This is a genomic window from Microcoleus sp. Aus8_D2 (assembly GCF_036702665.1).
GTDB lineage: Bacteria > Cyanobacteriota > Cyanobacteriia > Cyanobacteriales > Microcoleaceae > Microcoleus.
In genome coordinates, this window is sequence record NZ_JAUBUN010000024.1 from 92,248 (window position 1) to 117,516 (window position 25,269).

Below are 25,269 nucleotides of genomic sequence, written 5' to 3' on the forward strand. Positions count from 1 at the left end.
GCGGAGTGCAAACAAACCCAATAATTATGTTTTAGCAAAGTTTTTAGCAAGGGCTAAGGTGCGTCGCTACTGGAAAAATCAATTTTTATGCAAGGGCTTGTCGAGGGCGACGCACCCTACGAATACAGATGCTATAAAGACAAAGTTTATTGAATTTGCAACAGCATTTAACCTTTGTGCTGTAAAATGTAGCAGTTCTCAGTCCTAACCGCAGGGTGCCTCGCCATGCAACATCTCTCAAAAAAATCGACAATTTTATAGCGACGCACCAGTGCGATCGATCGCGGAGTGCAAACAAACCCAATAATTATGTTTTAGCAAAGTTTTTAGCAAGGGCTAAGGTGCGTCGCTACTGGAAAAGTCAATTTTTATGCAAGGGCTTGTCGAGGGCGACGCACCCTACGAATACTGCAATCTAAAATCGAAAATTGGATGACTTTTGTAAAATCTTAAATCTAAAATCTAAAATCGGATGACTTTTGTAAAATCTAAAATCTAAAATCTAAAATCCCAAATCCCAAATCGCATGACTTTCATCTCCCTTCAATATGCCCTGTTTCTATTAGTTTTGTTTGCGGCTTACTGGTTGGTTCCCCTGCGGTGGTGGCGGCTGTTTGTCATGCTGGCGGGTAGTCTGATTTTTTACGCTTCGCTGCAAATTTGGTACATTCCTCTGCTGTTAGTAGGTGTAGTGTTTAATTATTGCTTGGCGATGGCGATCGGGGAACCTTTGGATTGGCGGATTGCTAATGAATCTTGGAATCGCCGCCGTTGGTTGCTGCTGTGGCTGGGAATTGGGCTGAATGTGTTGCTGTTGCTGGGTTTTAAGTATGTGCCTTTTTTCTTGAGTTCGATCGGCACTTTGTTAAATTGGCCTGTTGCTCTCGACAGTGCTAACTGGGTAAAAACTCACGTAGTAGCACCGCTGGGATTGAGTTTCTTTTGCTTTGAGTGCATTGCTTATTTGATTGACGTGTATCGAGGCGCGCCGGCGGCTACTTCGCTGCTGCACTTTGCTGCTTACAAGTTGTTTTTTGCAAAACTGATTTCTGGCCCGATTACTCGCTATCACAACTTGATTTATCAACTCAAATCCCAGAATTTTCCGACGCCCGATCGCATTTCTGAGGCACTTTGGACGATCGCCTTCGGTGCAGTAAAAAAAGGTCTTTTCGCCGACAACTTGGGAATTTATGTCGATTTAAGCTTTACCAACTTGCAGCGGGCGGGAAGCGAGGATTTGTGGCTGGCGATTTTTGCTTACGGGCTGCAACTTTATCTCGATTTTAGCGGCTATGTTGACATGGCGCGCGGTACTGCTTTGCTGCTGGGTTGGTATTTGCCACCAAATTTTGATTTCCCTTATTTTAGTACCAGTATCGCTGATTTTTGGCGGCGCTGGCACATGACTTTGGGGGATTGGCTGCGCAATTATTTGTATTTTCCTTTGGGGGGTTCGCGCGTCGGTTTGTGGCGCACTTGTCTGAATTTGTCTCTTGTAATGTTGATTGCGGGAATTTGGCACGGGGCGGCTTGGGGATTTATAGTGTGGGGAGGTTTGCACGGTTTGGCTTTGGCGGTGCACCGGGTGACGGATGTGACTTTTAAGTGGTTGCGGAGCGAGTTTTTGTGGGAAAATCCGATCGGAATGGCGATCGGTTGGCTGTTAACTCAGGCGATGGTTTTTGGTAGTTGGATATTTTTCCGGCTTCCCGATTTAAAGAATTCGGGATGGGCGATTTCGCATTTGTGGGGACACACTGCTGACGTACAGTTTGTACATAAAGTTTATGTGGAAGCTTTGGGTTTGGAAAGAGTACATTTAACGTGGATGTTGGCGGCTTTGGCTGTGGCGATGCTGGGGAATTATACCCTGAGTCGGGGTTTGAAGTTGGAGTTAAATTGGCCTGTGAAATTGGTGTTAGTGCCGCTTTGTTTGTATGCGGTTTGGGTGTTGGCGCCGGAAGGCGGTTTACCTTATATTTATTTCGATTTTTAGGAAACGGGGCGGTTGAAACCGCGTCTGTACATACAAAATTCACCGGGTGTGGGTTGAAAAAAATGTTGTATAAATGTGGTTTCAACCGCCAAATCTTATATCGTTTCCGGTTGTATCGGAATGATTTAACCGCAGAGAGCGCAGAGGGCGCAGAGAGAGAAGATAGAGATGAATACAAGACGATGCAATCGGATTTGATATTATTGGTGCTTTGGTACGCACCCTACAACTGATAGGAACACCAATCACTCCAGCTACCGACATAGAGTTTAGCATCGGGAATTCCGGCGATTTCTAAGGACAGTAAATTTACGCAAGCTGTCACGCCGGAACCGCAGTAAACGATGATTTCTTCCGCTTTTTCTAATTCCGTCCACCGCTGTTTTTGTTCGGAGGTCGATCGCACTTTTCCAGTTTCATCCGTCACCGCTTGCCAAGGGTAGTTGACAGCACCCGGAATGTGACCTGCGATCGGGTCGATCGGCTCCCGCAAGCCCTCGTATCTCTCGCTTTCTCGCGAATCAACCAAAACCGTGTCCGACGAGTCTTTGCGCTGTTTTACAGCCTCAATATCAACCACCATATCCGGCTGCAATTTCACCACGAATTTACCCTCGCGGGGTTCTGACAAAATATTTGTTACCGGATATCCCGCCGCTTTCCACGCGCTGAAACCGCCGTCTAACAAAGCGACTTTGCTGTGTCCCATATATCGCAGCAGCCACCACAAACGAGATGCAAAAGCCAGCCGCGAATCGTCATAAGCGACGACTAAAGTTTCTGGTGAATTAATACCGATCGCGCTCAATTTATCAGCTAATTCTTCAATGTTTGGTAGCGGATGTCTGCCGCCATGCGTGCCAACTGCACTCGCGAGATCCCGATTTAAATCTAAATAGAAAGCTCCGGGAATGTGACTTTCTTGATATTGTTTTTCTCCCAATTCTGGATCGGCGAGGGAAAACCGACAGTCAATAATTACAACTTGCGGATTTGCGGTATTGGCTACCAACCATTCAGACGAAATGATTAAACTGTTGTCAGTCATAAATATTTTATTTTGGGGTTTTACATCATGTCCGGTCGATTGAACGCAATCAGTAAGGTTCGTAGTGCGTCCTGGCGTCCGCTGTCCGGGAGCGGACTTTCGGGCACACTACGAACGAACCGTTTTTGTTGTGATTTTAATCGACGGGACATGATATTAGTTTTATGTGGGCTGTGACGAAATTGTTCGTAAAAACAGGGTTTATGAACGGTGTTTCTAGGACTAATCTATCGGGAAGGAGTTACTTTCTCCGGTTCGGCTTTTTCAGAATTAGCTTTTTTGGGAGTTGCTTTTTCCGGTTCGGCTTTTTCAGAATTAGCTTTCTTGGGAGTTTCTTTTTCCGGTTCGGCTTTTTCAGAAGTAGCTTTCTTGGGAGTTGGTTTCTCAGGCTCGGCTTTTTCAGAAGTAGCTTTCTTGGGAGTTTCTTTCTCAGGTTCTGATTTTTCAGAATTAGCTTTCTTGGGAGTTGCTTTCTCAGGTTCGGCTTTTTGAGGTGTTGCAGGAGTTGGCTCTGGGGGCGGGGGATTTACTGCTGATTCTTTAGCGTAAAGCAGATATTTCTGATACTCGATCACTTTTGTCTGAGCTAGTTCGTGGTTGGCGCTAGAAATCGGTACTCTTCTCATCAACGATACCGCTTCTTGCCAGCGATCGGCAACGAGCGTCCAATCAGCCTTGGTTTTTGCCGATCGCCCTAACTCTGCTGCTTTGAGGGCGCTGTTAACGGCTTCTCGAAAGGTATCCGGTACAGTTGCTACATTGGCAGTTTCATCTGGATTCTTCTGAGCAGTTGCTGGCGGCTCGTTTAACATCTTACTGACAAACGCCACCACGGCGATCGCCAAAATACCCGTCACCAGCCCGACTACAATGAAAGTCGATCGCAACCGCTTCTCAAATGCAGCCAATTCCGGCGATTTCTCCTCCTCCATATTTGTGCTTTCCGTCTCTGGGCGATCTTCGCCCATATTAGCAATAGCAAGATTTGGCACTGATTCTCCTGCAAAGTTTTGTGGTTCCAAAATGCCGCTCTCCAAACTCAACTCTTGACTCCAAGCAGCCGCAATCTCACTGCTTTCTCGCCCCTCAACCTTCACTTTGCGAATCGAATTTGGCTGCAAATCCGTCAGCTCGTTGCGGACAAAATCAACTAATGTATCTTCTATCGGTACTTGCTCGCCCTCCAGAATTACATCCAAACAGTCGCCGTCGAGATTCGCGGAGGCTGTGATGCCTTCCGATTGTAACTTGCTGTTGAGCCAAGATGCGATCGCCTGTGGATTTCCCTGCTTGGCAAGTTCCTGAAAATTAAGCTCTGTCATAGCTGGACACCTGATAATGCAGAAAGGAAGTTCGGCAACGGATTCGCTCCGCGGATGTAACGGATGTAACGGATTCAGTCCGATGGAAGTCGGAAGAAGGAAGAAGGAAGTCGGAAGAAGGAAGAAGCAACTAATAGTTTTTTTGAGTTGAAAACACCATAACTGAAATTCAACGAATAGTATAATCTATCTCGGTAAATCCCAGTCCAAAGATGCAAATAATTTCTCTCCGTCTCCGTCGCATCTCTTGGGGAAGGACTGAAGTCCTTACTACGAAACGAACTCCGGTTTGTAGTCAGGACTTGGGCCCTCAGAAATTTAATACCGGGCGCGCAACTCCAAGATAGCGCAAGCATCGCCCCTCAAACGGACATCCGGCTGGAAAAAGACGCAGTACGCCCGGATTTGAGATGGGAGATTAAAAAATTGTGCGATCGCAGTACGATCGACGGACAGCGAGTGATATCATCATTTAGTCAATATTCAACTTTTTATAGCAAATAGCTCGATCGCACAATGATAGCAATAGCAATTTTAGCTGCTGGACGCGGCACGCGCATGAAATCTGACTTACCCAAAGTTCTCCACGAATTGGGCGGTCGAACCCTAGTTGAACGAGTCCTCCAAAGTTGTCAAGAAATTCAAATTTCCCGGCGACTTGTCATCGTCGGTTATCGAGGCGAACTCGTTAAAGAATCCCTGATGGGAGCTAAAGAAATATCGGACAATCCTCAATTTCCTGCCCTAGAATTTGTCGAACAAACCGAACAATTGGGTACAGGTCACGCCATCCAGCAATTGCTGCCACATTTAAAGGGATTTCAAGGAGATTTGCTGGTGTTAAATGGGGATGTACCTTTGCTGAGGGCAGAAACTATTAAACAATTGATGGCAATTCACCAACAGCACAAAAACTCTGCTACTATATTGACAGCTAATTTGCCGAATCCTCAAGGATACGGGCGAGTATTTACCGACAGTCAAAACTTTGTTCAGCAAATTGTCGAAGACCGCGACTGTACAACAGCTCAAAAGCAAAACCAGCGAATTAATGCAGGTGTTTATTGTTTTCACTGGCCGCATTTAGAGAAAATTTTGCCAGATTTGAAAGCAGACAATGACCAAAAAGAATATTACCTAACGGATACGGTAAGTATTCTCTCTCCCGTGATGGCTGTGAATGTTGAAGATTATCAAGAAATATTGGGAATTAACGATCGCAAACATTTAGCTACAGCTTCCGATATTTTGCAAGCGCGGGTAAAGGACAAGTGGATGACGGCGGGAGTGACACTGCTCGATCCCCACAGCATCACGATCGACGATACCGTTGAGTTGCAGCCGGATGTGGTAATTGAACCGCAAACCCATCTGCGGGGTAAAACTTCGATCGCCTCTGGGAGTCGCATCGGGCCCGGTAGTTTGATTGAAAACAGTCAAATTAAGGAAAACGTGACTGTGCTTTATTCAGTAATTTCTGACAGTATTGTGGCAGAAAATGCGCGAATTGGCCCCTACGCACACCTGCGGGGACACGCGCAAATAGGCGCCAACTGTCGCGTGGGCAATTTTGTAGAATTGAAAAATACTCAAATTGGCGATCGAACTAATGTCGCTCACTTGTCTTATTTAGGCGACGCGACTTTGGGAGAAAAAGTCAACATCGGCGCTGGGACAATTACCGCCAATTATGACGGCAAAAATAAGCACAAAACTCAAATAGGATCTCGGAGCAAAACAGGTTCCAACAGTGTGTTGGTGGCACCGATAACTTTGGGAGAAGATGTTAATGTAGCCGCTGGCTCTATAGTAACAGAAGATGTTCCCAATGACTGTTTAGTAATTGCCCGTTCCCGCCAAGTTGTCAAACCAGGTTGGAAGTTGAAAGATCGAAACAAATAACTAGGTTTGTAGTGAGGACTTTAGTCCGCAAAAAGAACTAGGTTTGTAGTGAGGACTTTAGTCGGCAGAATTTTCACTCTGACTACAATCCTCACTACAAACACTTTCGTGCGATCGCGCGTGCAGATAGTTGTTAATCGCTTTGGCGATTTTTTCTGGCTGGTAGGGGCTCATAGTGTGGGGAAGGGATATGCGATCTCCTCCACCAACTAACAGTCTAACTTGGTACCAAACATCACGATCCCGATCTTTTGTGCGATCGACTTCCACCCCATAGATATCGCACATAGAATATTGAATTACTTGACGCGCCAACAAACCCCGCTGCTTAACAGTCAAGGTGTTTAAAGTTCCATCGAAGCTGTAGGTTTCATTCTTTCCCAACACCATTGCTCCGACTCCTGCGAGCAAAAATATGCCTCCTGTCCATCCCAAAGGGCGATCGTCCTGGCTTAAGCGCAGCAAGCGATTTTTTGCATTTTTAACAAAATAATTGATATCAGAAGCAACAGCGTCTTTATTCCCCCAGTTAGTCGAGTTAGCAGTAAAAGGAACATTGCCAACATTCGTCAAAAGTACAACTCTGGTTTTATAGCCGTATCTTTCAACTTTAGCTCCCTGCAAAGCAGCAAGCTGAATTTCTTGGATGTTCGATCCCAGTAAGTGCGATCGCACCAACTGGCAATTTCCGGGTTTTTCCTGCGATCGCTGGCAACTCAGGGTTGCTGTATGATAGTCAAAAGTCAGCCTGAGCAGTCCAAATGCCATTAATAAACAACTAGGGAGCCAAAAATCAAATATGTTGCGAGTCTGAATTATTAGTTCAGTTGCTGTTTGCTTGATTATTTTCATTTATTTCACCCTGCTTTAACTCCTAAATTGCTGCTACCGATCGACTTCCCAGCCACCCTAGACCAAAGTGTTAACTTATGTATTGTTTGAAGTCGTCCTACGCCATAACCCTTTTATCTTGCTAATAGGCTAGCACTAAAATGTCTGACCGACAACAAATGTTACGAGTTAACCTGCGGCTGCGTTGGAGATAGCTTTCCGTGATTTAAGCAGATGAATCTTAACAATATATTAATTATGTCAGTGCGAGTGAAAGGTTAGCTTTCGCCCGCGATCGTACCGGAAGTAATGACAAAGAAAGATGAGGAAAACTTGATAATGTAACACAATGTAAAGTTTATTAGCGCCTACCTAATTGTCGTTAATTATTGATTTGGGCGATTCAGCCAAGAGGGATAGCTACGCCGCGCGTACTTGAGTCGCAGGTGCATTCATTTAGTGCGATCGCTCCTCCAAATAGCTGCGAATCAAGTCAGCAAGTTTTTTGGCTGTTAAAGTATATTTGGCAGCGCGATCGCATTAACAGATAAACATAGTAGCGAATACCTTTATTCTGATCTTTCCTGTGCCTACTCCTACCCATAAATCTCGAAACAGAAATATTCAGTAAGACAATTCACCAGTCAACCGCGTTCTTAAATTGTCATTTTGCCTAAATTTTTATCTCTATAGATTTAATTTTTCGCGATTCTCAACATATTTTAACAATCCACCTAGCACAAATATGCCCCCAAATATCCATCCAAAGGGGCGATCGTCTTGACTTACATTCAACGATTTGCGATCGGCATTTTCAACAAAATTATTAATTTCATTAGCAAGATAATTTTTATCCCCCCAACTGTCGTAATTCGTAAACGAAATTTGCCCCGCTTTGGTTAAAAGTACAACTCTGCTGCTACCCTTCCTACCTGTGGTAACTTTGCCTCCCAGTAAATTATCCAGAGATATTTCTTGAGTATTTGAAGCCGACAAGCTTGATTCTGTTAGTTTACAATTGCCTTGCTTAGATTCTATTTTAGGGCAATTTAGAGTTGTATTTGGTGCAGAAAAAACCAGCCATAATCCAACGATAATGAAGGGTAAGCTAGATAACAAGTCCAGCCAGATGTTAGATTTTTGAATTTTTAGTTCATTATATGGTGTTCCCTTGAGTTTTTTCATTAATTCATCCTTTTGATGACACAAAAACTTGAATTGCTTATTTTTGTGTTGTTTCCATTCTATCATGCACAGATTATTTGACAAGGCCTCCGGTGCACTTGCTTGGCAAAGATATTGCTTCAGTGCGATCGTAGCTCGTCGAGACATAGCTGCGGATTAAGTCAGCCATTTGGCATTGTTCTGTTACTGAATTGCTTCTCAAACAAATGCGATCGCACCCCAACATCAATAACTCAACATAGTAGCTATAATTTCCTTCGCCATCTCCTATTTCCTCTAATTTCACTGCACAAATATCGCGAATTGAGCGTTCAGTAACATGATTAAGCGACAAACCCCGTCGTTTAACGGTCATTTTCCCCAAAATCTTATCAAAGATATATATTTCAGATATCGCGCCATCCAGCAAACACAGCGACCATAACAGAAATATGCCTCCACCGATCCAGTTTGAGGCAAAGATAATCTGCAATAATCCAATGACGATGAAGGGAGAAATTAAGAGCAAGCCATCCCAGATGCTAGAGGTTTGAATTGTTAGTTCAGTTGGTGTTTGCTTGAGAACCTTCATAAGTTTATCCTGTTATTTTGGGAAACGATGTGAATTACTAATTTCTAATCCACGGATTATTTAGTCCGGCTACCAGCGATCGCCATTTTGGTATTGTCAACAGCCTTGACAGCATAAGCATCGCCCGGACGCACCTGCAAAGCTCTGTTAAAATTGATTAAAGCTGTTTGATAGTCTCTCTGCGCGTAGTAGACATAGCCAAGTTTCATCGATTGTTTGAATTCGTCTTTTTGAATCGGCGCTAGAAAACTTTGAGGAGATGGCTCAGCAGCCGGAGATGATTCTTGACTTGGTGATGGATAAGTGTTAATATCCGAAGGAAAAGAAGAAGGAGAGCTATCGTTATTTTTTAGTTCTTGATTCAGGCTAGGATCAGATATTTGTGTGAAAATTGCGCCATAAAATACTGAAGTAGTAACACCTCCCAAGACAAACATTAGCAAACCAGCACATTGAATCAAGAAGGTTTTTCTGATTTTTTTGTTGCTCCACTTTTTGACATAAAAAACCAAGGCTGCAAAGGGAACAAGCAAGTAAAGGACTCCCCAAAGAGTTTCCTCTCCAAAAGCTTGAACTAATCCCCAAATATAACCAACAAGACTTAAAACCAAACCCAGGACAAAAAATAAGCCGATCGCCATTCCAGACATTTTCTATTTCTCCGTTAATGTATAGTTGTTTTGCAAACTGTAAAGGTAAGGATTGAAACGCATTTTCAACCCGAAACTCTTTTGGCTGTTTGCTGTGTTAAAAATAGATTAGTGGTGAATCCAGTCCGATCGCGCACAGCGAATGTTAGGATTTTGGTTAGGAATTTGACTAGGAACTCGATCGCGACTGCCACAAATGACACCCTCAAACCTCGATCGACCCGAAGAACCCTTTGTACGGGCAATTTACGAGTGGGACACCGAAAAGCTTTACAGCGACTTAGCCAACGCCAAACTAGAATTCGCGCCCCACACCAGAAGAGGGCTGACACCCGTGGAAAAAAGGCACTTGTGTGGCTTGCTGTGCGGCTACAGCCCCGCCGAGATGGCGGTACTTCTGAACAAACAAATCAAGGGTGTAGAGGTTGACTTATCCAAAACTTTGTACCGATACATAGAAATATTGACAAAGCGGCCCCGAAATGCACTCAAAAATTGGAGAGATGCGATCGACTGGCTGGTAATAGCCGGGTATAAAAAACAACCAAAAACCTCACCCGGCGCCATCTTAAAAGCCACTCTCCAGCATTCAGACAGCATTTTATCCGCCGCCATCAGTCCCGACGGACAATTACTCGCAACCGGTTCCCACGACAGTACAGTGAAAGTTTGGAGTTTGCACAGCGGGGAATTGTTGCGGACTATTTGCGGACATTCAACCGCCGTGTTGTTAGTGGCTTTCAGCCCCGCTAGCAAAACGCTGTTAACGCGATCGCGCGCGGGTACAGTCAAAATCTGGAACCTGCAAAACGGCGAACAGATCAAGCGTTTAGCAGACGTACACCGCCACGAATCTGTAGCTGTGAGTCCCGACTGGCAAATTTTGGCGATCGGCACCACCTGCGGCACTGTCAAGCTGCAACACCTCAACAGCGGCCAACTGCTGCAAGTTTTGAAAGGCTATCAAGGAGATCACATAAGTGCGATCGCCCTGAGTCCCAACGGCAAAATGTTAATAGCCAGCGGGCTGAATGCAACCAGCGGTTTCTGTCGCGCTACCGTCACTTTGTGGGAATTACCGGGAGGAGAAGTGCGGCGAACATTTGGTAGCGAAAATTATGTAGCAATTACTCCAGACAGCCAAATTCTAGTCTGTCACGGCAACAAAACGATCGCCCTGTGGAATTTGGAAACAGGCGAATTATTGCATTCCCTGCAAAGCGGAATTCGCATCACTTCCGCCACCGCGATTAGCCCTGATGGGAAATACTTTGCAGTGGGCTGTTTTGACGGTACTGTCAGACTGTGGAATCTGTGCGGCGAATTGTTGCACACTTTAGACGGACATTCGGGCCCGGTGTCGGCGGTGGCGATCGGGCAGTTGGGGGGAACTTTGGTTAGCGGCAGCGATAATGGTACACTTAAACTTTGGCAGTTACGAATTTAATATTAATCTCAATAATTATTGCTAGAATCATCCCTCTTATACCAATTATTAAAATTCGCCGATCGTGGTAAGGAAAAAAACCGTTCGTAGTGCGGACTTCAGTCCGCAAAATGCAAAATGCTGCGGACTTAAGTCCGCACTACGAACGGCAAAATCCTGCGGACTTAAGTCCGCACTACGAACTAATATGATTGCGGTCAATCGACCGGACATGATATAAAATACCGAGATTCTGTAGGGACACAGCACTGCTGTGTCCTAATTTGGGTGGCGGTTTCCTGATTTTTGTTGCTGAAAATCAAACGTTTTTTCTAAGCAGTAAAAACCAGCGTTCCCTTGTTTGTTTCCAAAGTATCGCCCATTTCTGTACCGTTGTGAAAAGCACCGAGAATGATCTCGCTAGTTTTGCCGATCGCGATCGCACCATTAGCATCAATCCCGATCGCACCAAAATCCCGCTTGCGATCGTCAGCCTCCGCAAAAGAACGCTCAAAAGCAGCTTTCAAACTCAAACCATCCGTCACCCGAATCACAATTCGCGCCGCCAAACACTCATCCATGATGTGCTCGCCGATACCCGTACAGCTAACCGCCGCATTCCCAGTCGCGTAATTCCCCGCCGGCATAGCAGAGTCGCTCACCCGCCCGATGCGCTCAAAACCCTTGCCGCCAGTCGAAGTGCCAGCAGCCAAACGTCCCTGAGTATCCAAAGCTACAACTCCGATGGTGCCAACACCCGCAGGTTCCGCCACCACAGTAGCCATTGCTTTGTTAAAATTACCTTGGCGTTCCTGCATCCACTCGTGCAAACGCAAATCCGTCATCGGATCGTAAATCGGCAACTGAAGTTCTCGCAGCAATTCCGCCGCACCGTAATCTGAGAGTACGCGATCGTCCGAAGTCTGCAAAAATTGAGCAAGTTCGATCGGATTTTGAACCCGAGCCACATTAATCGTGCCGCTGAAACGCTGCACCAAACCGTCCATCAGCGAAGCACTCATCCGAATTTGCCCGTCCGACTGTACCACAGAACCCGTACCCGCATTAAATCGCGGATCATCTTCCAACAACCGACAGCCGTGCACTACTGCATCTACGGCACTTGCGCCATTTTTCAGCAGCGGATAAACTGCCTCCAAAACATCGTAAAGCGATTTGCGTACCGCTTCAATTCCGCCCTTGCTTTGCAGACAACTACCGGCACCGCCGTGAATAACTAGCTTTGGTTGCACCTGTTGCGATGCCATACTTCTAACCGTGAAATTTTTCCTTTGCAATCTTAGCCTCAGTTTGGCAAATAGCAACACATTCTTAATTTTCTGTGCTATTACGGCGGCGGCGACAGCGATCCGAGCAGTATTTTACCTCATCCCAGCAGTCGGCCCATTTTTTGCGCCAAGTAAAAGGTCGATCGCACACCGGACACATCTTAGTCGGTAAATCAGATTTCGCTCGCTGCTTAGCCATGCTAATTTTGACAGTAGTAGATTAACTATAGCCTTTCTCAATTAGGTGAGGGAATCGGGAATCGGGAATCGGGAATCGGGAATGGTTAGTGATTTTTCTAATAGCCAATGACCAATGCCCTGCGCAAGCCAATGCTCAATGCCCTGTTTGCCCAATTACAAAATTAAATGCTCGAAACGGCCGCCTCCAACATCCGAATCGTCTTAGTCGAACCCGCAGGGCCGTTGAATGTGGGTTCCGTGGCCCGCGTGATGAAAAATATGGGTTTGCACCAATTAATTCTGGTAAATCCCCAGTGCGACTATTTAGGGGAAGAAGCCCGATTGATGGCCGTGCGCGCCGCTGACATACTGTCCACGGCTAAAGTAGTTGAGAGTTTGCCTGCTGCTTTGGTAGGATGTGTCAGGGCGATCGCCACTACAGGAGATGATGCTCGATCGCACCCCATGCAGCTAGAAGCACCAGCAGATGCTTTACCTTGGTTGCTAGAAGCCCCAAGTGCCTTAATTTTTGGTCGAGAAGATTGTGGATTGACTAACGCCGAATTGAACCGCGCCCAGCGCTTGATTCGGATTCCCAGCAGCGATGCTTACACTTCCTTAAATCTCGCTCAAGCTGTAGCTATTTGCTGCTATGAATTGTATCGGGACGAAGGTTCGGCAACGGATTCTGTAGCGGATTTAACGGATAGAAGTTCGGCAACGAGCACTGTACAAGATGTAACGGATGTAACGGATAATTTATCAGAAAAGAGTCAGGTCGATCGACCAATTCCCCAATCTCCCACTCATCTCCTCACCAGTGCTCCGTTGGAAAATTTGGAGGGATATTACCAGCAATTAGAAACGCTGCTGCTGAAAATTGGCTATTTGCAGCCACATACAGCAGCAAGTCGGATGGAAAAATTTCGGCGTTTGTACAACAGGGCTTATCCGACAGTGGATGAAGTCGCCATGCTGCGGGGGGTGATCCGCCAAACAGATTGGGCAATAAAAAGTTACGCGCGATCGCCAGTTTCTGATACTCTGGATGGGGCGTTGCCGGAAAATCCAACGGATAGCTAGGGGAAATGCTGATAATTTGGGATTTGCGAGCGACGATTTTTGGCGAACTGGATTTACCCAGTTGTCACCAAAGAAACCGGGTTTCTTGACTAAAAACCTCAGCTTTAAGGTAATTTCCCGGAAAGAAACCCGGTTTCTGATACCACTGGTGAGTTTCGGTTAAATCTAAAATCTCAAATCTAAAATTTAAAATCGATTGGCCCACAAGCTAAAAAATCTTAAACTTGAAATTTACAGTGCAGAAGGAGTAAGACGTGGCAGAGCGGTTTCCCAAACGATCGATATTATCGGTGATGTCCTCGATAGCCTCTGACAACTCCGGCCCACAGCCGCCTCAATCCGGCGCAGCAAGTCAGTCTGGCAAATCCAGCCGCCGTCGCCCGGAGCAACCGCCAAAAGGCAATTCGGAAATTCCCAGATCAGAACCTGCGATTTTCTCACCACAACCAAGTCGCAGCACCAGAAGTAGAGCCAATTCTCCCGCACCTTCCCCCGAAGAATTGAGCGCGCAGGACTTTTTGTCCGATCCCAGATCCGCAATTAATCCCAGAAAACCCAGAACCACCAAAACCACCAAAATTGGGGAGGCGAAGAGTCGCCAACCGCGCAAAAAAGGTCTCTCTGCTGTCGATTTGTTCGCTTTTCCCGAACCGACTTCCGAAAATGTAAGTGCGATCGCCAGCAATCCCATCAGCGAACCCCTAACGACAACTCCCCCCGCACCCCGTAAAAGTCGCTCCAGCGCACCCCCAGCGAGCATTCCAGACCCGGTAACAGCCCCCAAGATCAAAAAAGCCCCCGTGCCGAAACCGCGCCCGCAAGCGAGCCAGAGACCGGGCAAACGCTCTGCAACTCGGAACGTGCCGCCCTTGGTATACGCTACTCGGTTGCTGATTTTGGGAGTTGGGATTGCGGTGATTTGCGGTACGCTGCTGTCGGTGGTGAATGCTGTGAGTCGATCGGGCGTAGCGACACAGGAAACGCCCGCAGGCCAGAAAAACCCAGCCGATAGCGCAGTTGCAGCCCCAGCCACCCCAGAAGCCCTGCAACTGAATCAAGAATTAGCAGCTTTAAAAACAGAAGTGCAGGTGATAGCAACAGAAAATCCAACTTTAACAGCCGGAATATTTATAGTTGATTTAGATACTGGAAGCTACATAAATTTGAACGGCGATGCTGCTTTTGCTTCAGCGAGCACGATTAAAGTTCCAATTTTAGTAGCTTTTTTCCAAGCAGTAGATGAGGGCAAAATCCAGTTAGATCAAGTGCTGACACTGAAACCGGAACATATTGTCGGCGGTTCTGGGGATATGCAAGACGATGCACCGGGTAATAAATATTCGGCTTTGGAAGTTGCGAAAAAAATGATTGTTGTCAGCGACAATACGGCGACAAATATGATGGTTGAGTTGCTGGGAGGTGCGGAGGTTTTGAATCAGCAATTTGCCAACTGGGGATTGAGGGCGACGGTGCTGCGCAATAAATTGCCGGATTTGGAGGGAACGAATACTAGCAGCCCGAAGGATTTGATCAATATTATCGCTCAAGTCGATCGCGGAAATTTGGTTTCTGTCAAATCGCGCGATCGAATTTTGCAAATCATGCGCCAAACCAAAAACGATACTTTGCTACCGAGAGGCTTGGGCGAAGGAGCAGTGATTGCTCACAAAACCGGCAACATTAATACAATGCTAGCCGATGCGGGGATGGTAGATTTACCAAACGGCAAGCGTTATTTAGTAGCGGTGATGGTGAAACATCCGCCGGAAACCGAGAAACCTGCTCAAGCATTGATTCGGGATATTTCTAAGATGAGTTACCGCTATTTAAACGACGGGGAAACCCCCGCCGATTCAAAAGTGAAAATCAAAAATTAATTGATTCACCCTAAAATAGGTTCGTAGTGAGGACTTCAGTCCGCATCCAAATCAAAAGAGGTTCGTAGTGAGGACTTCAGTCCGGATCTAAATTCAAGGACTGAAGTCCGAACGATCAAACCTATAACTTCGAGGCTGTTGAGATAATTTTGAGCTGTTCCGGGCCCGTTAGCGCAAGTTCCGTAGAGTTTACAAACTATAAATGAGTTTGTATTATGAAACTAACCACCCGACTTGCTTGTTTGCTAGCACTCTCAACCTTAGCCGTGGGAGTCTCCCCCGCCTTCAGCAATCCCGTTCGCTCTTCTCAAAGTGAATTCACCGATATTACAGTTATTTCCAATAACATTGAACTGAATCGAGCGAAAAACCTAGCCCGTCAAGCAGCAGAGAATGCTAACGGAGGTTTGGGCCAATATCGAGCCGAAGCATCGATGCACGGTGCATCAGCAGAATCGCCTTTTGTTGACAATGGCGATGGTACTTGGACATTTACGTTTCAAGGTTACAAACCCGGTTCGTCTGTCTATACGGTAGAGACGGTTGTGACTGTTTTCCAAGATGGGAGGATTAGAGTCAATTACAACGGGCGCATTCGTAGCTCAAGCCGATTTTAACCTGCTTTTGACAGTTGCGATCGCCCATCGTAGAATTATTTTAGTCGATTTGGGCGATCGCGCTGTCGATCGATTTGAGAATTTATAGAGATTCAAAAGTAGCAGTAAAGCCATCTAAAGTCAAGCATTCCTCCATAAAATCCTCCACATCATTGACATTCTCAAGTTTATATTCCATGATGCGTTGACCGTCGCCTTTCATCTTTTTGGAAGAAAGAGGCGTAGCCGGATATTTTTCAGCAATTGCTTTGAAAGCTTTGGAATTGAGAGTCCAGCTTTCCGCAGAACATTTAATAATTAAAAGCCACACGATCAAATTCCTCCTAGGGTTTGGTTTACTAATAGTATTCGTAGGGTGCGTCGCATCCACCATCTTTAAAAAAGACCGACAATCTCATAGCGACGCACCAAGAAGATTCAATGAACCGATAAATCTTCCGTAGGGTGCGTCGCATCCACCATCTTTAAAAAAGACCGACAATCTCATAGCGACGCACCTGGAAGATTCAATCAACTGATAAGCAAACCCAACTTTTTATTGTAGCAAGCTGGTTTATTAATCGTATCAGGTGCGTCGCCATGAGATTTTCGATCTTTCTTCAGGTATTTTCGATGTATCCGCACCCTACGAATACTTAGCTCGATAGGGCCGACAAATCAAGGGATTCTGTTGTTTGGAAAAAAGCTAAAAGGCGATCGACTATTTGAGCCACACCACCCTTAACATTCGATTCAACATTCAAAGGCATCACCGGATCGTGCAGTGACAAGCGTAACAGAAACCAGCCGGATTCGGTAGCTGACGTGCAGGAAACTCGCAAACCTTCGTAGTTATTGGGAACGATTTCCCAGTCGGCTTGGGTTGAGACAAATTCTTGCAGTTGCTCAATGACGCTAGTTCCGTGGGCTTTGAAATCATCCACACCAATTTTAATCCGAAATTCGGAACTTTCTTCAGGTTCTTGTAAATTCGCAATCAAATCGGGCAAAGATTTATTTTCTAGCTTGGATTTAGCCAATTCAATCAATAATTTGCTGACCAAATAAGCGCCGTCATCCAGAAAGTAATTTTCCTTCAAAGCGCCATGTCCAGAGGTTTCAATGGCCAGCCACGATTCTTGTCCCGCTGCGTTGAGGCGAATCGACTCGTCAATCACATTTTTGTAGCCGCGTTTAAAGCGATGGTGAATTCCTTTTAAATCCTGTTCGATGAATTGCGTTAAGCCATCGGATGTGATAGAATCGGTAACGATGGTTGATGCTGGATGTTCTTGGAGGACGATCGCCGAAATCAACGCGATCAACCGATTGCGATTGAGTTCCTTGCCAAATTGATCCACAGCCGCACTGCGATCGACATCCGTATCAAAAATAATCCCAAAATCCGCTTGATTGGCAATTACCGCTTGACAAATGGACTGCATTGCTTGTTTATCTTCAGGATTTGGCACGTGATTGGGGAAAGTGCCATCCGGTTCTAAAAATTGACTGCCGGTGGTGTCTGCACCTAAAGGTTTTAAGACTTTATCCACATAAAAACCGCCCGCACCATTCCCCGCATCCACAACAATTTTCAAGCCTGTCAGCGGCTGCTCAAAATTATCGGGATGATTGACTGATTCCCTAATCTTTTCGACGAATTGGTTGCCATAAACTGAGATAAAATCATGCTTGGTAATAGTACCGGGAACGGCGGCTTTTTCAAACTCATTGGTTTCGGCAAATGCTAAGATATCGGTAATATCTTTTTTTTGTAATCCACCCTTAGCGGTGAAAAACTTTAAGCCGTTGCGATTAAAAGGTAAATGGCTAGCAGTCAGCATAATCGCGCCGTCGCACTCAAAACCTGGCGTGATTGTACTCATAAACATGGCGGGAGTTGAGGCCATTTCAAAGTCGTAGACTGTGGAACCAACTGAAGCAATTCCATCCATGACTGCTTGCATTAAGGTTGGCCCGGAGAGGCGGCTGTCACGCCCGATCGCAATTATCAACTCTGCGGCCGGTTTATTGACTTTCTGTACCAGCCAACTGACAAAGGATTTACCTAGAATTGTAGCTCTTTCCGGCGTGAGGTTGACTTGTTCGCCGGGAACTCCTTCGAGGGCGATACCGCGAATATCTGAGCCGTTTTGCAGTTTTGTCCAGTTGAAATTTTGCATAATCATGGTAATTAGAAAGAACTCGGCGGTTCCAACCGCGACTCGTTAGTGTCAAATTGAACCCGAAAATCTTTGTATTTCTCGTTTATAGCCGAGGCCTGATCCCCCTAAATCCCCCTTCTTAAGGGGGACTTTGAGAATGCTTTTTTCCTGCTTATTCCCCGGAGATCCCCCTAAATCCCCCTTAAGAAGGGGGACTTTGAGAATGCTCTTATCCTCCTTATTGTACGGAGATTCCCCTAAATACCCTGGAGAGTCGGGGGACTTTTAGAATGCTCTTGTCCTCCTTATTGTACAGAGATTCCCGTAAATACCCTGGAGAGTCGGGGAACGAAAGAGAATGCTCTTCTCTTGTCCCCCCTTCCTAAGGGGGGCTAGGGGGGATCTGCCTTAATTGATGACATTAAACTCTCATTCTTTAGTCGCGTTCAACGCTCTGACTTGGAGAATACTCTTGTCCCCCCCTTAGGAAGGGGGGTTAGGGGGGATCTGCCTTAATTGATGACATTAAACTCTGATTCTTTAGTCGCGTTCAACGCTGTAAATTGCTTGCAAACTGAACTCACCATGCGCGGGAACTTCGACAATATCTGTGGCCGCATTGGTCGTTTCTACGCAGATTAAGCGCTGATAATCTGCATCGTCGAGGTCGGCCATGTTTTTAGAGATTGTCACCCAGGGATTCCACACAACGGCGGATTTACTGCCAGATGATTTAATCCGAATCCGACGGTTGAGGGCGGCATCGTCTATGACGAATTCGTTGGTGACATCGAGATAAATTCGATCGACCTCACCGACAGCTACGACTGCACCTACTTGAGTTTTTTCGACTCCACCGTCAACTTTATCAAGATACTGGCTGTTTTCTAAACCCAAAACCTGCACGCGGTTGATGTCGCCGACTAGGAAGTAGGTGTGGAAAGCTTGGGTGAGGGGAAATGCTTTGTCGCCGAGATTGCGGGTGATTAATTCTACTGTGAGAGTGGTACCGACGGTAATGGCGATCGCCAGTTCAAAGGCTTGCGGCCAAATTGCTCTAGTTTCTTCGGTATCCTTAAGTCCTAAAGTGACTGTGGTGGCGCCGTCTGGAGTTGTACCGGTGTTGACGACATTCCAGAGGCGATTGCGGACAAATCCGTGGGCGGGGCGGCCCAAGCCTTCGGGATCTGGGCCAAACCAGGGCCAACAGATGGGTACACCGCCTTTGATGGCTTTTCCTTCCGCGTAGTAGGCTTTGTCGCTGACGAACATCAAATCTGCGGTTTCGGTGGCTGGCTGGAAGGAGAGCACTTGGCCGGAATACACAGAAATCAAGGCTTTGGCTTGGCCGTTGTCGATGTGAATCATCGGGAAACCACCGTTTCCGGTAGCGAAGGTGAGGTGGCCGGCGATGCCGTAGTCTGTGTTTAGTTGGTCAATACTCATGCTGTTGGTCTGGTTAATTGCTTCCCAATTATCCGATATTATGGTTGCTGCGGTTGTTTGTATTGTTGAGTTTGAGTGGGATGGGCGAGCTAATACAGTTGTGATGTGGATAATGATATGTTTTGAGAAAATTTAGGTTTGGTGGGGAGAGTATGTGGAAAGAAACCCGGTTTCTGGGCATTACGCAAAGATTAAGAAACCGGGTTTCTCAGATCATCTAGGTTGGTGGCGAGAGGATCTCGGAAGAAACCCGGTTTCTGGGAATGACGCAAAGATTAAGAAACCGGGTTTCTCAGATCATCTAGGTTGGTGGCGAGAACTCTCGGAAGAAACCCGGTTTCTGGGAATGACGCAAAGATTAAGAAACCGGGTTTCTCAGATAATCTAGGTTGGTGGCGAGAGTTCTCCGAAGAAACCCGGTTTCTGGGAATGACGCAAAGATTAAGAAACCGGGTTTCTCAGATAATTTAGGTTGGTGGCGAGAACTCTCGGAAGAAACCCGGTTTCTGGGAGTTACCCAAAGATTAAGAAACCGGGTTTCTCCGATCATCTAGGTTGGTGGCGAGAACTCTCGGAAGAAACCCGGTTTCTGGGAGTTACCCAAAGATTAAGAAACCGGGTTTCTCCGATCATCTAGGTTGGTGGCGAGAACTCTCGGAAGAAACCCGGTTTCTGGGAGTTACCCAAAGATTAAGAAAACTGGTTTTTTATATCAATTGCCAAAAATAATGCAAAATCCCTGATAGGGATTTATGGTTTTTCTTGATTTTTTTGATTGTGGCAATCTTCGCATTTGCAAGCGTTTCAAGCCCTAGACAGGGAAATACGGTTTTTCCCGCGTAGCACTAACAAGCTCAAGGTTTTCGTAAGTGTTTCAATCCCTGATAGGGATTTATGGTTTTTCCCGCCTTTATAGCAAATAACATAAGTAAATATTAAATGGCTGAAGTTTCAATCCCTGATAGGGATTTATGGTTTTTCCCGCTGAAGATGAAGTGAGATTTAGTGAGATTTTTTGTATGTTTCAATCCCTGATAGGGATTTATGGTTTTTCCCGCGCTTGCGCTGAATCATGCTATGAGATTTTGCAAGCGTTTCAATCCCTGATAGGGATTTATGGTTTTTCCCGCTTCGCCACTTAAAAACGGTTTCGCTAACTTGATTGGTTTCAATCCCTGATAGGGATTTAGGGTTTTTCCCGCTATACTGTCAGCGCGAAATTGCATGATCTATACCTTGTTTCAATCCCTGATAGGGATTTAGGGTTTTTCCCGCTTATTATATATAAGAGAAGTGAACGACAGACTGGTTTCAATCCCTGATAGGGATTTAGGGTTTTTCCCGCCGCCCATGTTTGAAAGGCTTACGGTATTTAGTTTTCAAGGTGCAGTTGCGGGAATCGATCTAAAAACTATCATTTCAGCAACCGGCTTGTCAAGAGGCAAAAAATTCGACAGCCCTCAAAACCAATCACAGCAACCCTTACAGCGTTTGCGTGAATCATTTTTTCGGCTGAGTACCTCAAACCCATGCTGTGACTGCAATACAGCCGAAAAACTCGATCCCTCAAAAAAAACACCTACTGGTTCCCGCAAAATCCCATAAATCAGAACCGGGCTACAAAACTCCGACTGCTGAGAGCGCCTCGGCTTCAACCTCGTTCATCTCATCGAGTTTCTGCCAAACTTGCTGCATCAACTCATCCAACCCAACTCGACTCACCGCCGAAATCATCAACACCGGAGCACCGCTGATTTCCTGCAATCGCGCGATCGCATTTCCAATTTCCTCATCCTCAAGATCGATCGCATCTACCTTATTAAAAGCCAAAATCTGCGGCCGATCCGCCAAACCCCGCCCGTAGGCCTTCAATTCTTCCTGAATTGTGACGTAATCTGCGATCGGATCTTCATCCGTAATATCCACCAAATGCAGCAACAACCGAGTCCGTTCAATGTGCCGCAAAAACTCGTAACCCAAACCCGCGCCTTCGTGAGCCCCGGCAATTAATCCTGGAATATCAGCAAAAACAGTACCGTCGCCCGTCGGTTTTTTGACTACGCCCAAATTCGGGATTAAAGTAGTAAACGGATAATCTGCAATCTTCGGGCGCGCCGCCGACAAAGCAGAAATTAGCGTCGATTTGCCCGCATTCGGCAAACCAATAATTCCGACTTCAGCTAACAGCTTCAATTCCAACCGCAAAAACTTGTGTTCTCCTTCTTTTCCCGGCAGCGCATAATCTGGAGCGCGGTTAGAATTCGTCAGAAAACACTTATTTCCTAAACCGCCTTTGCCACCTTTGGCAACACAAAAAGTCTGTCCGGGCGTGACTAAATCTGCTAAGATTGCCTGAGTTTCCGCGTCGTAAACTACTGTACCGCAGGGAACTTCGATCGTGCGATCGGCTCCTGAAGCCCCTGTCATATTTTTCGGCGCGCCCTTCTTCCCGTCTTCGCCCTTAAAAATCCGGTTGTACTGGAAATCCAGCAGCGTTTGCAGGCTTTCCACCGCCACCATAAATACAGAACCGCCCCGCCCGCCGGTGCCGCCGCTTGGCCCGCCCGCCGGTACATACTTTTCTCTGCGAAAAGCTATCATCCCGTCGCCGCCTTTGCCTGCTGCGACTTGTATATCTGCGCGATCGATAAATTGCATAATTTAGTTAATAGTCAGTAGTCAGTAGTCATTAGTCAATAGTCAGTAGTCATTAGTTATGATACCAGATCCAAGTACAATGTTTATCTTTTGGTGGGCAGTGTACATCCTACTGGACTAATTAGTAGTCATTGGTTAATAGCTTACAGTCATTAATCGAACATTTCACAAGAATGACCAATGACTAATGACCAATGACTAATGACTAATGACTAATGACTAATGACTAATGACTAATGACCACTAACAATATGACGATACATCTTCCTTGCAATCATCTGCCAAATAGCAGAGAGCTCGAAAGCGCATCCCTACCAATTGTTCGTACAGCGGGTTAATCTTGCACATCGGCGGAATGTGGACGATTTTGCGGCCGAATAATACGACATCTCGCTCAAACGGACACTGCGGTGGAATCATTTTGCAGACAAAGCGTGCCAATCTGGGATCGTGAACTTCCCAGCCGTCAAGCCAGTCTTTGACGGGTTGCAGAACATTTTTCTGGTTAGGTTGAGGTGGCCGCGCAGAAAGCGGTGTTGCTGCATAATCAACGGCTGCTTGGCTGCTTGGCCCCTGGGGCTGAGAGTTGCTGTCTTCGATGGTGTGTCGCAGAGATTCGATCGCCTCTACGTTGTGACCCAAAGCTGTGCAAAAATTGTAAAGTACCTCGTCTTCGCTCAGCGAGTAAGTACCGTCTGCTAAGGCTACCATAACTGCTGTTCTCAAAAAATTCTCGCCGTTGGCGGTGCCTTTCCCTAACACAGCAGCTAGTTCCTCTGCGGTAATCGGTTCAAAATCTGTCTCAAATGATACCGGATTTAGTTCATCTTGAGTTAGATTCGCAATCATTTTTTGCTCGTTTTCGTCAAAGTTGCCGTCAGCCCAAGCAACTGTCAGCAATCCCCGCAGCCAAGCGGCAATCTCTCGATCAGTGCAGGCAGATTTCGCGTTACTCATCAGCATTTCCAGTTGGATATACCACTCAATTTGTTGGTTGGGAGCGGGATAAATATTCCCCTCTAAATAATTTTTACTGCTTTTTTGTTCGATCGAGCTCTTTGTTGAAAGTTGGTGCCTGAAGATTGCTCGAAACGCTTGTAGTGGACGTGTTAAAAGCATATTTTGTTCTCAGGAGCTTCGCCGATTAGCGAGCTAATCTATGGTTTAATCTTCTTCCCCGAAAATGGCGTCTATCTAGAGGAATAGGTTTGCTTGATTCATTATTAAGTATAGTTGCACCGATTCGAGATGGCGATCGAATTTTACGCAGACGCCAGCCCAGATCGACCTAATTTTTCGCAAGAAATCACAGGTTTGCCAACCTAGGATCTAATCAGCAACCGGGTTTCTCACGCAGGGGCGATCGAACTTCGCGATGTTTACATTTTAATATATATTTTTGTAAATTTTTGTGTGACAGCTCCGCAACATTTGACAACAAGTCGGCTTTATGCTGTTGAAATAAAAAGACTTGATGGAACTATCACACTCTGTCAAAGGTTCTGATTGCTGGGTTCGTCTGGAAATGAGACCATTTATCAAAAAAATTACTGCAAAAGAAGTGTTGGGTTTGTTTGCTGAACCCTGTTTGTCAGGTGCGTCGCTGTGAGATTATCTGTGGAATTTAGGGATTATTAACGGCGACGCACCCTACGTCTCTGCAAAAAAAGTGTTGGGTTTGTTTGCTGAACCCTGTTTGTCAGGTGCGTCGCTGTGAGATTTTCTGTGGAATTTAGGGATTATTAACGGCGACGCACCCTACCGCTTCTTCTATCCGTTACATCCGTTATAAAATCCGTTGCCGAACTTCCTTCTACTTAACTTCGGCGGCACAAAATCCAGCGCAATTCCATGGGCGGGCGCCCGTTTGCCATCGGGAAAACATCTCTACCTGTAGCCCAACTGGAAAACCAGGGCGTCGGCGGCCAAGCTTCTGCTGGCAGGTGGTGGCGTTCGTATTCCCACACCAATTCGTTGGATATTTGGACTAAGGGCAAGCCTTCCATGGCGGCGGCGAGCTCTTGGGGCGTAAATAAAGTAGACCAGGAAAGTTGTGCAACTTGTCGCACGAGGGGATCTGGCTGGTAGTCGCCGACAGTTAAGAATGTGCTGAATAGCAACACGCCTCCGGGACAGAGGAAATCGCACATTTTAGCGAGGAAAAGCCGTACTTGATCGATGTCTCGAAAATGCGAGATGACTTCGGCGGCAACTGCAAGCTGGTAGCGGGCTGGTTTCATCCGCATTAAGGGATCGAGTACGTCGCCTTCAGTTACGGTGACGGGAAGGTTTTCGGCGGTGGCGGCTGCTTGCAATTGTTCTGCAAAAGCTGGGGTTAGCTCGATCGCATCTACAGAGTAGCCCAATCTCGCCAGCGGTAAGGTATTGCGCCCGGTACCAGCGCCCACGTCTAAGATGCGGATGCGATCGGGATTTCCCAATTTAGCAGCCGTTGCCATCAATTTTGCATCGGGATGGGAACCAAATAGAGGCGGTTCTCTAGTGTCAACCCAGCTTTTATATTGTTCTCCAATTGTTGAGGTACTGATCAGCAGTTTGCAGGCTAAACCTGTTTGCGGCGGCTGTACTGATTCGTATTGCAGGATCACCATCGATGCTGTTGAGGTGCGGTAGCCTTGTTCTAACTTATTAGCTAACAGCTTGCTGAGTTCCTCTTTGCGGTCTTCTGGCAGGGGTCTGTCGAGGGTGCTAAATAGCTTTTCGATTGACTTGAGATAGTGGCTGAGCATTCCGGGTACGCAGGGGAAAACTAATTCTCCGCGTGCGGTGACGCGAGTGTTAATTTTGTAGAGGATGGCTTGCTGGAGAATGTCGGGATTGACTACCAGCGGCATTTGTTCGGTTTTGTCGATCGTGCTTTCGGCGCCCATAAGTTCCGGTCATTAGTTATTAGTCATTAGTCATTGGTCATTGGGCATCTTGCCCGCTCGCGAAGTCGAAGGGTGGGCATGGGGCATGGGGCATGGGGCATGGGGCATGGGGCATGGGGCATGGGGCATGGGGCATGGGGCATGGGGCAT

20 protein-coding genes and 1 CRISPR repeat array are annotated in these 25,269 nt (G+C 46.4%); of the genes, 6 read left to right on the top strand and 14 right to left on the bottom strand.

Features of this window, described 5'->3' with window-relative positions; translation table 11 throughout:
- Window positions 1-526: 526 nt before the first annotated feature.
- Window positions 527-1,999, top strand: a complete 1,473-nt coding sequence (locus tag QUB64_RS19505; RefSeq protein ID WP_333273728.1) for an MBOAT family O-acyltransferase — start codon at window positions 527-529, stop codon at window positions 1,997-1,999.
- A gap of 223 nt (window positions 2,000-2,222) precedes the next feature.
- Here the strand turns inward: QUB64_RS19505 and QUB64_RS19510 are convergent, their stop codons facing one another.
- Complete coding sequence (locus QUB64_RS19510) at window positions 2,223-3,047, bottom strand: sulfurtransferase (protein ID WP_333273731.1); 825 nt, start codon at window positions 3,045-3,047, stop codon at window positions 2,223-2,225.
- A 227-nt stretch (window positions 3,048-3,274) separates the two neighbouring features.
- Window positions 3,275-4,369 (bottom strand): hypothetical protein, encoded by a 1,095-nt coding sequence (locus tag QUB64_RS19515; RefSeq protein ID WP_333273733.1) that lies wholly within the window; start codon window positions 4,367-4,369, stop codon window positions 3,275-3,277.
- 516 nt (window positions 4,370-4,885) lie between these two features.
- Here QUB64_RS19515 and glmU point away from each other — a divergent pair.
- Window positions 4,886-6,271: a bifunctional UDP-N-acetylglucosamine diphosphorylase/glucosamine-1-phosphate N-acetyltransferase GlmU gene (glmU, locus tag QUB64_RS19520; RefSeq protein ID WP_333273736.1), complete on the top strand. Its 1,386-nt coding sequence runs from the start codon at window positions 4,886-4,888 to the stop codon at window positions 6,269-6,271.
- A 57-nt stretch (window positions 6,272-6,328) separates the two neighbouring features.
- Here glmU and QUB64_RS19525 read toward each other — a convergent pair whose 3' ends face one another.
- The 4 genes from QUB64_RS19525 to QUB64_RS19540 all read right to left on the bottom strand — a co-directional run bounded on the left by QUB64_RS19525 (window position 6,329) and on the right by QUB64_RS19540 (window position 9,508).
- Entirely contained in the window at window positions 6,329-7,123 is a 795-nt protein-coding gene (locus QUB64_RS19525) for a hypothetical protein (RefSeq protein WP_333273738.1), read from the bottom strand.
- Between the two features lie 666 nt (window positions 7,124-7,789).
- Entirely contained in the window at window positions 7,790-8,353 is a 564-nt protein-coding gene (locus QUB64_RS19530; RefSeq protein WP_333273740.1) for a hypothetical protein, read from the bottom strand.
- A 7-nt stretch (window positions 8,354-8,360) separates the two neighbouring features.
- Window positions 8,361-8,858 (bottom strand): hypothetical protein, encoded by a 498-nt coding sequence (locus QUB64_RS19535; protein WP_333273743.1) that lies wholly within the window; start codon window positions 8,856-8,858, stop codon window positions 8,361-8,363.
- 56 nt (window positions 8,859-8,914) lie between these two features.
- On the bottom strand, window positions 8,915-9,508 hold the full coding sequence (locus QUB64_RS19540) for a hypothetical protein (RefSeq protein WP_333273745.1): 594 nt from the start codon (window positions 9,506-9,508) through the stop codon (window positions 8,915-8,917).
- A gap of 196 nt (window positions 9,509-9,704) precedes the next feature.
- Here QUB64_RS19540 and QUB64_RS19545 point away from each other — a divergent pair, with 196 nt between their 5' ends.
- A complete protein-coding gene (locus tag QUB64_RS19545; RefSeq protein ID WP_333273747.1) occupies window positions 9,705-10,955 on the top strand; it encodes a WD40 repeat domain-containing protein in 1,251 nt (416 codons plus the stop codon).
- 311 nt (window positions 10,956-11,266) lie between these two features.
- Here QUB64_RS19545 and QUB64_RS19550 read toward each other — a convergent pair whose 3' ends face one another.
- A complete protein-coding gene (locus QUB64_RS19550; RefSeq protein ID WP_333273750.1) occupies window positions 11,267-12,202 on the bottom strand; it encodes an isoaspartyl peptidase/L-asparaginase in 936 nt (311 codons plus the stop codon).
- 64 nt (window positions 12,203-12,266) lie between these two features.
- Complete coding sequence (locus QUB64_RS19555; RefSeq protein WP_106149998.1) at window positions 12,267-12,422, bottom strand: DUF2256 domain-containing protein; 156 nt, start codon at window positions 12,420-12,422, stop codon at window positions 12,267-12,269.
- Window positions 12,423-12,589: 167 nt separating this feature from the next.
- Between QUB64_RS19555 and QUB64_RS19560 the strand changes: the two genes are divergently transcribed.
- The 3 genes from QUB64_RS19560 to QUB64_RS19570 all read left to right on the top strand — a co-directional run bounded on the left by QUB64_RS19560 (window position 12,590) and on the right by QUB64_RS19570 (window position 15,980).
- On the top strand, window positions 12,590-13,486 hold the full coding sequence (locus tag QUB64_RS19560; RefSeq protein ID WP_333273754.1) for an RNA methyltransferase: 897 nt from the start codon (window positions 12,590-12,592) through the stop codon (window positions 13,484-13,486).
- Between the two features lie 293 nt (window positions 13,487-13,779).
- Window positions 13,780-15,363: a serine hydrolase gene (locus tag QUB64_RS19565; protein WP_333273757.1), complete on the top strand. Its 1,584-nt coding sequence runs from the start codon at window positions 13,780-13,782 to the stop codon at window positions 15,361-15,363.
- A gap of 215 nt (window positions 15,364-15,578) precedes the next feature.
- On the top strand, window positions 15,579-15,980 hold the full coding sequence (locus tag QUB64_RS19570; protein WP_333273759.1) for a hypothetical protein: 402 nt from the start codon (window positions 15,579-15,581) through the stop codon (window positions 15,978-15,980).
- A gap of 82 nt (window positions 15,981-16,062) precedes the next feature.
- Here QUB64_RS19570 and QUB64_RS19575 read toward each other — a convergent pair whose 3' ends face one another.
- From QUB64_RS19575 to QUB64_RS19600, 6 genes are all read right to left on the bottom strand, one after another.
- On the bottom strand, window positions 16,063-16,290 hold the full coding sequence (locus QUB64_RS19575; RefSeq protein ID WP_333273762.1) for a hypothetical protein: 228 nt from the start codon (window positions 16,288-16,290) through the stop codon (window positions 16,063-16,065).
- 325 nt (window positions 16,291-16,615) lie between these two features.
- Window positions 16,616-18,142, bottom strand: a complete 1,527-nt coding sequence (locus QUB64_RS19580; RefSeq protein WP_333273764.1) for a phosphomannomutase/phosphoglucomutase — start codon at window positions 18,140-18,142, stop codon at window positions 16,616-16,618.
- Between the two features lie 522 nt (window positions 18,143-18,664).
- The gene (locus tag QUB64_RS19585; protein ID WP_333273767.1) at window positions 18,665-19,570 is read right to left on the bottom strand and encodes a D-hexose-6-phosphate mutarotase; all 906 of its coding nucleotides are present in this window, start codon (window positions 19,568-19,570) and stop codon (window positions 18,665-18,667) included.
- A gap of 871 nt (window positions 19,571-20,441) precedes the next feature.
- Window positions 20,442-20,915: direct repeats of the CRISPR family, unit length 37 nt; unit sequence GTTTCAATCCCTGATAGGGATTTATGGTTTTTCCCGC.
- A 272-nt stretch (window positions 20,916-21,187) separates the two neighbouring features.
- Entirely contained in the window at window positions 21,188-22,228 is a 1,041-nt protein-coding gene (gene obgE / locus QUB64_RS19590; protein ID WP_333273770.1) for a GTPase ObgE, read from the bottom strand.
- Window positions 22,229-22,471: 243 nt separating this feature from the next.
- The gene (locus QUB64_RS19595; protein ID WP_333273772.1) at window positions 22,472-23,347 is read right to left on the bottom strand and encodes a Mo-dependent nitrogenase C-terminal domain-containing protein; all 876 of its coding nucleotides are present in this window, start codon (window positions 23,345-23,347) and stop codon (window positions 22,472-22,474) included.
- Window positions 23,348-24,045: 698 nt separating this feature from the next.
- On the bottom strand, window positions 24,046-25,119 hold the full coding sequence (locus QUB64_RS19600) for a class I SAM-dependent methyltransferase (protein ID WP_333273775.1): 1,074 nt from the start codon (window positions 25,117-25,119) through the stop codon (window positions 24,046-24,048).
- Between the last annotated feature and the right edge of the window lie 150 nt (window positions 25,120-25,269).

Excerpts from the sequence above, each read along its gene's own strand:
- QUB64_RS19505 (WP_333273728.1), top strand. The coding sequence starts at position 527 with ATGACTTTCATCTCCCTTCAATATGCCCTGTTTCTATTAGTTTTGTTT.
- QUB64_RS19510 (WP_333273731.1), bottom strand. The coding sequence starts at position 3,047 with ATGACTGACAACAGTTTAATCATTTCGTCTGAATGGTTGGTAGCCAAT.
- QUB64_RS19515 (WP_333273733.1), bottom strand. The coding sequence starts at position 4,369 with ATGACAGAGCTTAATTTTCAGGAACTTGCCAAGCAGGGAAATCCACAG.
- glmU (WP_333273736.1), top strand. The coding sequence starts at position 4,886 with ATGATAGCAATAGCAATTTTAGCTGCTGGACGCGGCACGCGCATGAAA.
- QUB64_RS19525 (WP_333273738.1), bottom strand. The coding sequence starts at position 7,123 with ATGAAAATAATCAAGCAAACAGCAACTGAACTAATAATTCAGACTCGC.
- QUB64_RS19530 (WP_333273740.1), bottom strand. The coding sequence starts at position 8,353 with ATGATAGAATGGAAACAACACAAAAATAAGCAATTCAAGTTTTTGTGT.
- QUB64_RS19535 (WP_333273743.1), bottom strand. The coding sequence starts at position 8,858 with ATGAAGGTTCTCAAGCAAACACCAACTGAACTAACAATTCAAACCTCT.
- QUB64_RS19540 (WP_333273745.1), bottom strand. The coding sequence starts at position 9,508 with ATGTCTGGAATGGCGATCGGCTTATTTTTTGTCCTGGGTTTGGTTTTA.
- QUB64_RS19545 (WP_333273747.1), top strand. The coding sequence starts at position 9,705 with ATGACACCCTCAAACCTCGATCGACCCGAAGAACCCTTTGTACGGGCA.
- QUB64_RS19550 (WP_333273750.1), bottom strand. The coding sequence starts at position 12,202 with ATGGCATCGCAACAGGTGCAACCAAAGCTAGTTATTCACGGCGGTGCC.
- QUB64_RS19555 (WP_106149998.1), bottom strand. The coding sequence starts at position 12,422 with ATGGCTAAGCAGCGAGCGAAATCTGATTTACCGACTAAGATGTGTCCG.
- QUB64_RS19560 (WP_333273754.1), top strand. The coding sequence starts at position 12,590 with ATGCTCGAAACGGCCGCCTCCAACATCCGAATCGTCTTAGTCGAACCC.
- QUB64_RS19565 (WP_333273757.1), top strand. The coding sequence starts at position 13,780 with ATGTCCTCGATAGCCTCTGACAACTCCGGCCCACAGCCGCCTCAATCC.
- QUB64_RS19570 (WP_333273759.1), top strand. The coding sequence starts at position 15,579 with ATGAAACTAACCACCCGACTTGCTTGTTTGCTAGCACTCTCAACCTTA.
- QUB64_RS19580 (WP_333273764.1), bottom strand. The coding sequence starts at position 18,142 with ATGCAAAATTTCAACTGGACAAAACTGCAAAACGGCTCAGATATTCGC.
- QUB64_RS19585 (WP_333273767.1), bottom strand. The coding sequence starts at position 19,570 with ATGAGTATTGACCAACTAAACACAGACTACGGCATCGCCGGCCACCTC.
- obgE (WP_333273770.1), bottom strand. The coding sequence starts at position 22,228 with ATGCAATTTATCGATCGCGCAGATATACAAGTCGCAGCAGGCAAAGGC.
- QUB64_RS19595 (WP_333273772.1), bottom strand. The coding sequence starts at position 23,347 with ATGCTTTTAACACGTCCACTACAAGCGTTTCGAGCAATCTTCAGGCAC.
- QUB64_RS19600 (WP_333273775.1), bottom strand. The coding sequence starts at position 25,119 with ATGGGCGCCGAAAGCACGATCGACAAAACCGAACAAATGCCGCTGGTA.